Here is a 10,185-nt window from a genome sequence, read left to right on the forward strand (position 1 = left end):
GCCATGCATGCTTTGGAAGTGTTTCGCTTCACTTAAGTGTGAGAGCTTTTCTTCCAGTTCCTGATGGCGATCCGCCAGTGTTTCGTCTTCTACAACGCCCATCATTGGCGCGAGTTTATCCAGTAGCGATAACGCCTGCTTGGAAGCACTCAATTGACTGCGTTGCTGTTGCTCTCGGTTTTCAAGATCAGACAACTGACGCGCAATCTGATTGCGCTGGTCTCGAGCCACTTGCAGTGCTTGTTCTGGGTCGGATTCGAATGCGACAGAGATGTGCTTTGCGACGAATTCGTTGAAACCTTGGTATAGACGCTGAAGCTTTTGCGAATCGAACGCAGCTTTGGCGTGATTCTCTACCACTTCATCGCGCTCTTCACGTAGCAACGACAGACGTTGTTCGCGCGCTGCACGACCAAACAAAGGGATCTCTGGGAATCTGGAATAACGCAACTGACGATCATTCAGTTGGACGCATACCGCGCCTTCAAGTTCATCGGCATTGATGGAGCTGTCATCAAACGCATCCACATCACCTTCTATGATGTAAAGATCTTCGGGGCAATCGTCCAATTCCACCAGTTTTTCTTTAATGCCCGACAAGTCAGACACGACAATTGCGTGACGAGCTGGACCGTACATGGCACTGAAATAAGGCGCATCATCAATGGTAATGTCGTCATAAATCTCAGAAAGCAGCACTCCACCTAAGGTGTCCGCCAGACCTTTGAGACGAGGGTCGTTGGAACCACCTGGTGATGCCAAACGTTCAATCTCTTGATCCAATTGGGTACGGCGCTCATTCAGCTTGTCTTTTGCCATTGACTGCGCTTTTTCACGCTCAAGGACTTGCTGCATTTCCGACATAACCGCCTGGCTGTCGTATAAATCGGCTTCTGACTGTTCTTTCAGTTTCTCAAGCGCGTCATGTGCAGCAATCCATGTAGGTGCAATGGCTTCGTACTTCTTGATTTCCGCATCAGCGTCTTGCTCTTTACGGCGTAATTCACTGCGTTGCTCGCGAAGCACTTCTTGGTCGTGTTCAACCGATTCTACCGTCGCGCTATGACGCTCACGCTCTTGTTCCAGAGTGACTTCGTCATCCAAAGTAACATTGTGCTGCTTGTGATATTCGTCAACACTCAGTTTTGCTACACGCTGCTGGTTAAGACTGCGCTCTAAATCGCGATACTGTGCTTGCCATTGCGCTTCGTTTTGAAGCAGTTGTTGATTGTCGCGCGCTTTTTGCAAACTGGCTTTTGCCACGTCTGCGGCTTGCGTACGTTCAACATCACCCGCAATGCTTTTCACCAATTTGTATGCCAAATCAAACTGTTCTGCCGCTGCAGATGACATATCCAATTTGTGCTTAACAGAAAGAAGTGCTGTGGTTTTGTCTTGTTCAGACTGCTTTAACTCGCTCAACAGTGTTGCCGCGTTGTCAGCGGTTAACCCTTCAAAGCTTGCTAGCTCACGCGCTTTGTCTAACGCTTTTACCGCCTGCTGGTATTGCAGAGCGCGGGTTTGTTGAACGTCCAGGGCTTGTTGGTAATCTGCCAACTGCGTTTTCAAGCTATCCACTTCTTCTTCAGAAATGTGTGCCTGCTCTTCCGCTTCGCTCAAACGCTCCTGTGCTTCCTCCACTACCATGATTTGCTCTTCAAGGCGCTCACTAAGCTCCTCCAAGTCTTCTTGGTAGCGTTCAATTTTTTCTTGCTGGCGCAGTGCATTCTGCACGAGTTGTAGGTGGTCAGACGCCGCTTGATGATCTTGTTCCAGACCGCTTTCTTGCTCGACGAGCATTTCCAGCTCTTCTTGTACTCGGTTAAGAAGATTATTGTGCTCAATCAGCTTCTCGCGAGAGCCAAACAACTCCGCACGAAACGACATGGTGGACTCAAGCTTATTGCGACGGTCATTAGCGTGGCGCATGTAGTCTGCGGCAACGTAGTTGGTCGACTCAGTGATCAAGTGCTTGAACAAGTCACGATCGGCTTGAGTTGTTTTGATCGCTTCTAGCGTCATTCGGTTTTCACGTAGCGCCGATTCCATGTCCTGGAAGGCTTTTTTCACTCCGCCATTTTGCGGCAATAGGTAATCACGCAATGAACGAGTGATGGCACTGGAAATACCGCCATACAGCGATGCTTCGATCAAACGGTAGAATTTAGAGCGGTCGCCACTGTTACGCAGTTTCTTCGGCAACACACCGAATTCAAACATTTGTGAATGGTATTCAACCACAGAAGAAAACGCTTTGAACTGGACACCTTCGTGTGCCAGAGCGGTTTCTTTCACTTCATTAATTTGGCGAACGCGAGCGTGCTTGTCAGAAACCGACTCAATGAGAATGTCGGTAGGTTTGACATGACTTGGTAAGCCTTGAATCACGAATGGCTTGATGTCGACTTTTTTATCGCGACCCGCTACTTGCTGTAGCTTAACGGCGAACAACAAACGTTGATTACGTGAGTTCACCACGTCAAGCACGGAGTAACAGGCACCTGGCTGAAGCTTACCGTATAACCCTTTGTCACGAGAGGCTTGCGAACTGCCGGCTTCGGTTGTATTTCGGAAGTGAAGCAAGCTTTGGTCTGGAATAAGTGCAGTGATGAATGCCGCCATGGTGGTCGACTTACCGGCACCGTTACCCCCAGATAAGGTTGTAACAAGCTCATCAATATCAAAGGTACGGGCAAAGAAACCGTTCCAGTTGATCATGCTTAGTGATTGATATTTACCTCTTTCAATCATGCTTCACCTTCTAATTCTTGTTGTTCTTCTTCAGGTTCTTCTAGCAAGCTGACCTGGCTAGGCTCTTGTTGGTGCACTACGGCTTCACCATCACGGATCAAACGCAGTTGTGCTTCGCGAATGTCGTCGCCAACTCGCACATCTGCACCGAAGCGGAATACGGCTTCACTGATTCGGAATTTACCGTTTTCTCCAATTGGGATAATCATCCCTAGGCGGCGCAACCGACGCAGTGATGTACGAACTTTTTCAAACAGTTTTTCTTTGTCCAGGTCCGAACCCGTCGCACGGTTGGTAACCAGCTTCATCAGCTTTTTCTCATCAGCGAGGGAAATCAGCTCGTCATAAAGCTCTTGATTGGTGAAGATGCCTTCGTGTGCCAAACGCTCTGGGCTGAGATAAAGGAAGCACAACACTTTCCCCACCAGCATGTCGAGTTCAGACAAGACGCTTCGACCGATCAAAGATGTGGAACGTGGGCGAAGGTAGAAAAAGCCTTCCGGCGCTTTCACCAGTTCGGTGTTGTAACGTTGGTAAAACAACGCCAACTCGGTTTCAAAATCGCTTAGTAAAGCGTGGTTATCCAAGTCCTCAGAGGAGATATGGCGCCCAGCACGCAGTGCGCTGTCTAAAGCAGGAAATAGCGGGTTAGAAATCGCTTTTGCCAGTTTCTCTGGCATATATTCTTCAGTATTTATCGATGACATTTGCTTGTACCTTCGCACCAAAATCGTTAATTGCCTGCCAGTCTGGCTGAATCGCTTGATAATCGGATTCGGAATAACCTAAGCGCACGGCTTGGTCGACAACGATTCTGGCTAAATCAAAGTGATGAGTCTGCGGGTGAGTAGACAGGTAGTCTTTCAGTACGATACCGAGATCAATCGGTGCCCCCTGCTCTTTGTGAACTCGAAGCATGTCACTGATGCGCTCCGATAACTCATCGTTCACTTGTTCAAATTCTTCGTATTCCACGTCCAATGGCACTTGCCCCATGACTTCATCGTCACGCAGCACAAGCGCTTCATCACGCATGTCTCGAAGCCTTTCGGCATCGGCGTAAGTCAGCATCCATGGTGCATCAAAGTATTCATTAACGGACTGACGCAACCTTTGGCTAAAGGCGCGATTTTTATCCATATCAATGGCAGTACGGATGAATTTGTGCACGTGGCGGTCGTAACCAATCCACAGGTCGATGGCTTGCTGACCCCAACTGATGATGCGGTCTAATTTCATCTGAAGACCGAAAAGCGCTTCCTCGACGAACTCCAGTTCGTCTTGCCCGTACACCAGTTCCTGAATATCAAGAAGCTGAGTCTGCATCTCGTCACCTGCCGCTTGCAGGGTGTCTTGCAGCTCTTTCAGGGTGTCGGACGTTTCACTCAGCAAGGCTTCACAACTGTTGATGGCATCGCGCCAGTCTTGGTTTAGCAGTTCAGCAATCTGGTCTTTCACCGATTGCTGTTGCTCGTCCATTACGCGCTGGTTTAGGTCAATTTGGTCAAAGATCTCCCCTACGGAGTACTTAAGCACTCCGTATACGTTTTTCTTCCAGTGACCTGGCGTTCCGCCTTCTTTGGCAGCGGCAATGGCTTTTTCCATTTCATCTGCCACCATGGACAGCTGAATGGACAACCGAAGTTTAGAAAATTCACGATGGCGTACGTAGTAGTCCGTAATCCCCACCGCTAAAGGTGACAAGCGATAGATACTCGCTCCCTCAGTCATTTCACTTGTAAAGCGGCTTAACAACTTTTGTTTAACCATTTCATTAATGGCGTTGTTCGCACGAAATGCTGAGGCTTCCCCCGTGTCATCAAATAAGCGGGTGACAATCGAGAACGCGTCGTGCAATTCTCCTTCACCCAGCTCTTCATCGAATCTCTCGTTACTTAAAACGGCTAACGCAATTAGAAAAGCCAGACGTTCAGTAGACAAGTTCAATGAGAAATCGTGTTGTTTTACCCAGCCAACCAATTCATCGATTGGTTGCTCTACAACATCTAGAGTTACATTACTCATTGTTCATCCTGTTATTGTGCCTTTCTTTTCGCCCATACGTGAATGTAGCGTCCTAAAGAAAGGTAAGGCTCCTGACGACACAGTTGTCTTTCAAGTGCCAGTACATCTTCAAATTGATAATCGCCCATGTACTCCATATTGCCTATGTAGTCGTGGAAGGAGCGAATACCCGATTTACCACATATTTCAAATCCGGCGTCTTCTATCCACTGATAGACCTCTTCCGGCTTCAAACCTTTTTGAGGCTGAAGTTTAAAGCGTTTTCTGTGCGGCATTCCCTCTAAAATGTGAGGAATATTGCCGCAAATCACGTTTTTTAACACCAAACCATGATGGTTGTAGAACATGATAGAGCCAACTCCACCCGGTTTGATTTGTTCAAGCACTTTTTCAAGCGCTGTTTTTGGGTCTCCTAACCACTCCATGACCGCATGAAAAAGCACCATATCAACTTTCTCTGTGAGGTGCTGTTCAATTTCTTGAACTGGAGAGTGAACTAGCTGATATTGGGAAAGCAAACCGTGTTTTTCAATGTCTGCTCTAGCCAGCTTTAGCATTTCAGAAGATAGATCACAGAGTGTGACATCGTGTCCGCGTTGGGCAATTTTTTGCGACATTTGCCCAAGACCACCGCCTGCATCAAGGATTTTTAATCGGCGGCTTTCATCATTGAGCTCACTTAATGCTACAATTAAATCTTCCCAAACAATGGTTTGACGTATATCACCTTTCTCGGATCCGTAGATATTTTTTGCGAATTTGTGGGCAATATCGTCGAAATTACGATCTTCTGTCACTGTGGCTTAGGTTATCATGGCTATTCGTGCCGCTTATTCTGTCACAGGATAAGAAGTAATAAAGGCTTCATCGCCTTTTTCATAATCAAGTGATGATTTTTCGGGCTATTTAAGTATGTTTGAGCTGAAAAAAGTGTTTTCTGCGCTGCTGATGCCGCTCCCAGGCTTTTTGATAATTGGGGTGGTTGGGTTATTGTTGGTCATGTTCACGTTGAAACGCGGTACAGGCTGTTTTCTTATTTTCTTATCTTTTGCTGGTATTTTTCTCTCCTCTTTCCAACCTGTTGCCAGCAGTTTACTGATGCCCATGGAGCGCCAACACAAAGGATTTTTACCCGTTGAAGGAACCATTGACTATGTCATGGTATTGGGAAGCGGGCATGTTGTTGATGATGATATTCCCCCAACTTCAGAATTAAGCGGTACAGGATTAGTAAGACTAGCCGAAGGCATTCGTATTTTGCGCATGTACCCGGGGGCAAAACTCATTTTATCTGGCTATGGTGGCGGTTCTGAAATCAGTAACGCACGTATGATGGCTAAGGTCGCACTCGCTCTTGGCGTTGCCAAACCCGATATTATCTTACTAGAAACCGCCAAGGATACTTGGGAAGAAGCCAGGCAAGCATCGGTATTTGTCAACAATAAGAATCTTGTTCTGGTGACCTCTGCCAGCCATATGACACGAGCATTGCGCGAGTTTCATGATGCAGGTATGAACCCTACTCCTGCGCCCACCAACTTCTTGGCTTCAAATTTGGTCAAGCAACCTTGGAACAAATATCGACCTCAATCTGGATATCTAATGTGGACTGAGACCTATTGGCATGAGCGTTTAGGGCTTTGGTGGCAAACACTTCGTGATTTTGCAACCAACTCAAATGCCCAGTTAAACGAAGCATCTTAACTGCTTTGAAATTATGAAATAAAAAAACCGAGGCTTTAACCTCGGTTTTTTGTTTATCATATTGAACGTTCGAACTTAGTCCCCAGCAAACATGTAACCTTCTCCGTGAACCGTCACAAAGATTTGTGGGTTCTTCGGATCGAATTCCATTTTGGCTCTCATTCTTCTGATCAGAACATCTATCGTACGATCATTTGGTGCATCAACCCGATGACTGATCATATTCAAAATACGTTCACGACTTAATACCTTGTTCGGATGGGAAGACAAAGCAACCAGCAATTCATACTCTGCTTTAGTGAGTTTTACAGGCTCACCATTTTTGCTCAACGCCCGACGTTGAATGTCGAATGTCCATTCACCAAATCGAATGAGCTGACCAGTTTCTTCTTTCTGATCGGCTCGTGCTGGTACATGTCGCGCTGCAGAAATTCTCCACAATAGGTTCTTCACTCGAACCAACAGCTCGCGTAATTCAAAAGGTTTTGTCACATAATCATCAGCACCCATTTCGAGCCCAACGATTTTATCAATGCTATCCGTGCGTCCTGTGACGAGAATGATCCCTATATCAGATTGGCTACGTAGTTCACGAGTTAGCATCAGCCCGTCTTCACCTGGCAGGTTGATGTCCAGCATGACCAAATCAACCGAGTTTTCTGTCAGTGCAGAACGCATTTGTTCTCCACTTTCAGCTTCACTCACCTGATAGCCTTCATTCTGGAAATATCCCACCAATTTACTTCGGGTAACCACATCGTCTTCTACGACTAATACGTGATAGCTCATTTACACCACTTTCTTTTGTATTTATAAGGTTTAATTTGTTCGTCGTTATAATTGAAAAAAAAGACAAACTCGCCACAGTTTATTTGCGACTCTTTATATTCTATTCACAAATCGTTACATTTCTAGCGAATTCACTAAAATCGAGTTAATTTCCTAACTTTTATTGATTCAAAACAACCTATCTGTTCCTGTTAACAATCCTCTATTTCCTTTCATTTTTCGCCATTCTTTGGAATAGTTCTGTTCATTTTTATCCGTTAAAATTGCGTCATCTATTTCGTCCGGAGTGTTAACGCCATGCAAGAAACCAAATTATTCAATGAGAAGCGAGCGGAAATATATTGGTGGCTATCGAGTTTGTTTGCTCGTGAGATGAGCGATGAAGAACTTGCGAAATATCAAACTGCTGAAATTCGGGGTTTTATTGGTGGCTTGGCAGAAAACTGTACGCTCAACTCAGCAGCTACACGCTTGATCGAAGCGTTGAATAAACTACAAGACCGCGAAGATGCAAGGCTGGAGCTTGCGGCTGATTTTTGTGGGTTGTTCCTGACCACCGATAAGCACGCGGCACTGCCCTACGCATCCATTTACCACTCAGGTCTGTTAAATGGTGAACCAACCAGGCAGATGGAAGCGCTATTGCTTGAAAAAAACATCGCCATGATGGAAGGCCTCAAAGAACCTGCCGATCACCTTGCAATTCAATTGGATTTTCTGGGTAATTTGATTGTTAAATCAAACGAAACTCTCAATGAAGAAGCGCTTGAACAAGCACTATTGGAACAGAAAGATTTTATTGAAACACATCTAATGACATGGCTGCCGCAGTTTAATGAAAACTGTCAGAAGTATGATGACTTTGGTTTCTATGCCTCTGTTTCTCAGCTTTTAATAGACTTCATCCAATTGGACTGCGATTACATAGCTGGAGAATAGGTATACCAAAGCAACTGCGAGATATTTGGCGATAAGACATGAGATATAAACCCAGTTGCTTAATTCGAATTCATTATCTTCATAAATGTGACACTTGGTATAAATTTTTACGAATCCGTCCATTGTCTAATGCCGAATTAAAGACTAAGATCGTGATCGCAAACGATAAAATATGAAATCGCTGAAATGTTCAACCTAAGCCGCTGTTTTAATAGCGGTTTTTGTGTTTTTAGCCGAATTTAAATAATACAATTAAAATCCGCCCGCTGAATTTTGATTTTACCTCTCAGCCAGGCTCTACAGGATATTTGTTTTATGGCCACAATTAAAGATGTCGCACGACTAGCCGGAGTATCGACTACAACGGTATCCCACGTTATTAACAAAACTCGCTTTGTCGCTGAAGCCACACAAGAAAAAGTAAAAAAAGCAGTCGATGAACTGAACTATGCACCAAGTGCAGTAGCACGAAGCTTAAAATGCAATACCACTCGAACGATAGGAATGTTAGTTACACAATCAAGCAACCCGTTTTTTGCCGAGGTTGTTGATGGTGTTGAAAGCTACTGTTACCGACAAGGCTACACACTCATTTTATGTAACACTGGTGGTATCTACGAGAAACAACGCGACTACATCCGTATGCTGGCAGAAAAACGCGTCGATGGCATCTTAGTCATGTGTTCTGATCTGACTGAAGATCTTCGCGAAATGCTGGATGCACATGCCTCTATTCCTAAGGTCATCATGGACTGGGGCCCTGAAAGTTCTCAGGCAGATAAGATCATTGATAACTCCGAAGAAGGGGGCTATCTGGCAACCAAGTATCTGCTCGAAAATGGTCACACTGACATCGCTTGTTTAACTGGTCACGAAGAAAAGGTAGCGTGTATCGAGCGTGTAGAAGGTTACAAGCGCGCACTGAATGAGTTTGGTGTGGAGTTCAATCAAGAACGAATTCTTGTGGGTAACTTTGAGTGTGACACAGCCGTTATCGCAGCAGACAAGATCCTAGCGATGGACAAACGCCCAACTGCTGTATTCTGTTTTAACGACCTTATGGCACTAGGTGTGATTAGCCGTTTACAGGAGAATGGTTTGCGTGTTCCTGATGACATATCAATCATCGGTTACGACAACATTGAACTGTCTGGGTATTTCTCACCTCCCCTGACTACCGTTCACCAGCCAAAACGTCGTGTCGGGAAAACCGCATTTGAAATCTTACTGCAACGAATCAAAGACAAAGAGCACGATAAGAGAATCTTCGAAATGCATCCGGAGATCATAGAGCGAAGTTCTGTTAAAAAGTTAAATTGATTTAGTTAATTCTAATAAAGCCTGGTTATAATCCAGGCTTTTTGCGTTTTTGGTCAAATAAGAAACAATATTTATATCTATGCATTTATTTTTTGGATTAAGATCACATTAGAGGCATCTCGATGTGATTCTTGTTCAATTTTTTCTCTATGATTTTACTGTCACGCACAGGGCAAACCATTTGAAAAAGTGGGACGCAAAGCTTCCGGCCTAAATGGATGTATAAAAAATCCAAATGGTAGCGGGGTTGCCGATGGCAAATATGCATACTTCTTTTCCAGAGTTAACCGAACTCTGACATCTGGCTGCATCACTTTGCTATTTTTTCTCGGACCTGAACTTAGTAGTGGCATAACTTCTTTAGCCGAGACAGTACAGCATGGATAAACCAATACTTAAAAACTCATTGAAGCTATTTGAACCATTAGGGACGATTAAATCACGTTCAATGTTTGGTGGTTTTGGCATTTTTGCCGACGACACTATGTTCGCCTTAGTAGTTCAAAACACGTTACATATCAGAGCTGACTCAAAAAGTGCTCAAAAGTTCGAGCAACAAGGTCTAAAGCCTTACGTTTACAAAAAGCGTGGATTCCCGGTCGTCACCAAGTATTTTGCCCTCCCAGAAATCAGCTGGGAAAATACTGACGACATCAT

At 45.0% G+C, this 10,185-nt stretch carries 9 protein-coding genes and 1 riboswitch; of the genes, 4 read left to right on the forward strand and 5 right to left on the reverse strand.

Going from position 1 to position 10,185, the window contains the following annotated elements:
* From mukB to cmoM, 4 genes are all read right to left on the reverse strand, one after another.
* Nucleotides 1-2,751: chromosome partition protein MukB (gene mukB / locus RH89_RS08035; RefSeq protein ID WP_004400939.1), on the reverse strand; the 2,751-nt coding region annotated here is incomplete at its 3' end.
* A complete protein-coding gene (gene mukE, locus RH89_RS08040; protein ID WP_004400943.1) occupies nucleotides 2,748-3,458 on the reverse strand; it encodes a chromosome partition protein MukE in 711 nt (236 codons plus the stop codon). The genes mukE and mukB, both read right to left, overlap by 4 nt.
* On the reverse strand, nucleotides 3,439-4,776 hold the full coding sequence (gene mukF, locus RH89_RS08045) for a chromosome partition protein MukF (protein ID WP_004400945.1): 1,338 nt from the start codon (nucleotides 4,774-4,776) through the stop codon (nucleotides 3,439-3,441). Before mukF ends, mukE begins: the two co-directional genes overlap by 20 nt.
* Nucleotides 4,777-4,787: 11 nt before the next feature.
* A complete protein-coding gene (cmoM, locus tag RH89_RS08050) occupies nucleotides 4,788-5,573 on the reverse strand; it encodes a tRNA uridine 5-oxyacetic acid(34) methyltransferase CmoM (protein ID WP_004400947.1) in 786 nt (261 codons plus the stop codon).
* Between the two features lie 115 nt (nucleotides 5,574-5,688).
* Between cmoM and elyC the strand changes: the two genes are divergently transcribed.
* Nucleotides 5,689-6,480, forward strand: coding sequence for an envelope biogenesis factor ElyC (elyC, locus tag RH89_RS08055; RefSeq protein ID WP_004400949.1), 792 nt, complete (start codon nucleotides 5,689-5,691; stop codon nucleotides 6,478-6,480).
* Nucleotides 6,481-6,555: 75 nt separating this feature from the next.
* Here elyC and torR read toward each other — a convergent pair whose 3' ends face one another.
* Nucleotides 6,556-7,269 carry a two-component system response regulator TorR gene (torR, locus tag RH89_RS08060; RefSeq protein ID WP_004400953.1) on the reverse strand — a complete coding sequence of 238 codons (714 nt, stop codon included), beginning with the start codon at nucleotides 7,267-7,269 and terminating at the stop codon, nucleotides 6,556-6,558.
* Between the two features lie 297 nt (nucleotides 7,270-7,566).
* Here torR and torD point away from each other — a divergent pair, with 297 nt between their 5' ends.
* The 3 genes from torD to RH89_RS08075 all read left to right on the forward strand — a co-directional run.
* Nucleotides 7,567-8,208, forward strand: a complete 642-nt coding sequence (torD, locus tag RH89_RS08065) for a molecular chaperone TorD (protein ID WP_004400955.1) — start codon at nucleotides 7,567-7,569, stop codon at nucleotides 8,206-8,208.
* Between the two features lie 315 nt (nucleotides 8,209-8,523).
* Nucleotides 8,524-9,528, forward strand: a complete 1,005-nt coding sequence (gene purR, locus RH89_RS08070; protein ID WP_004400957.1) for an HTH-type transcriptional repressor PurR — start codon at nucleotides 8,524-8,526, stop codon at nucleotides 9,526-9,528.
* Nucleotides 9,529-9,689: 161 nt separating this feature from the next.
* Nucleotides 9,690-9,783: riboswitch (cyclic di-GMP riboswitch) on the forward strand.
* Nucleotides 9,784-9,907: 124 nt separating this feature from the next.
* A partial coding sequence (locus RH89_RS08075) for a TfoX/Sxy family protein (protein WP_004400959.1) occupies nucleotides 9,908-10,185 on the forward strand: 278 nt, incomplete at its 3' end.

The organism is Vibrio nigripulchritudo ATCC 27043 (assembly GCF_000222685.1).
In the GTDB taxonomy this organism is placed as follows: Bacteria; Pseudomonadota; Gammaproteobacteria; order Enterobacterales; family Vibrionaceae; genus Vibrio; species Vibrio nigripulchritudo.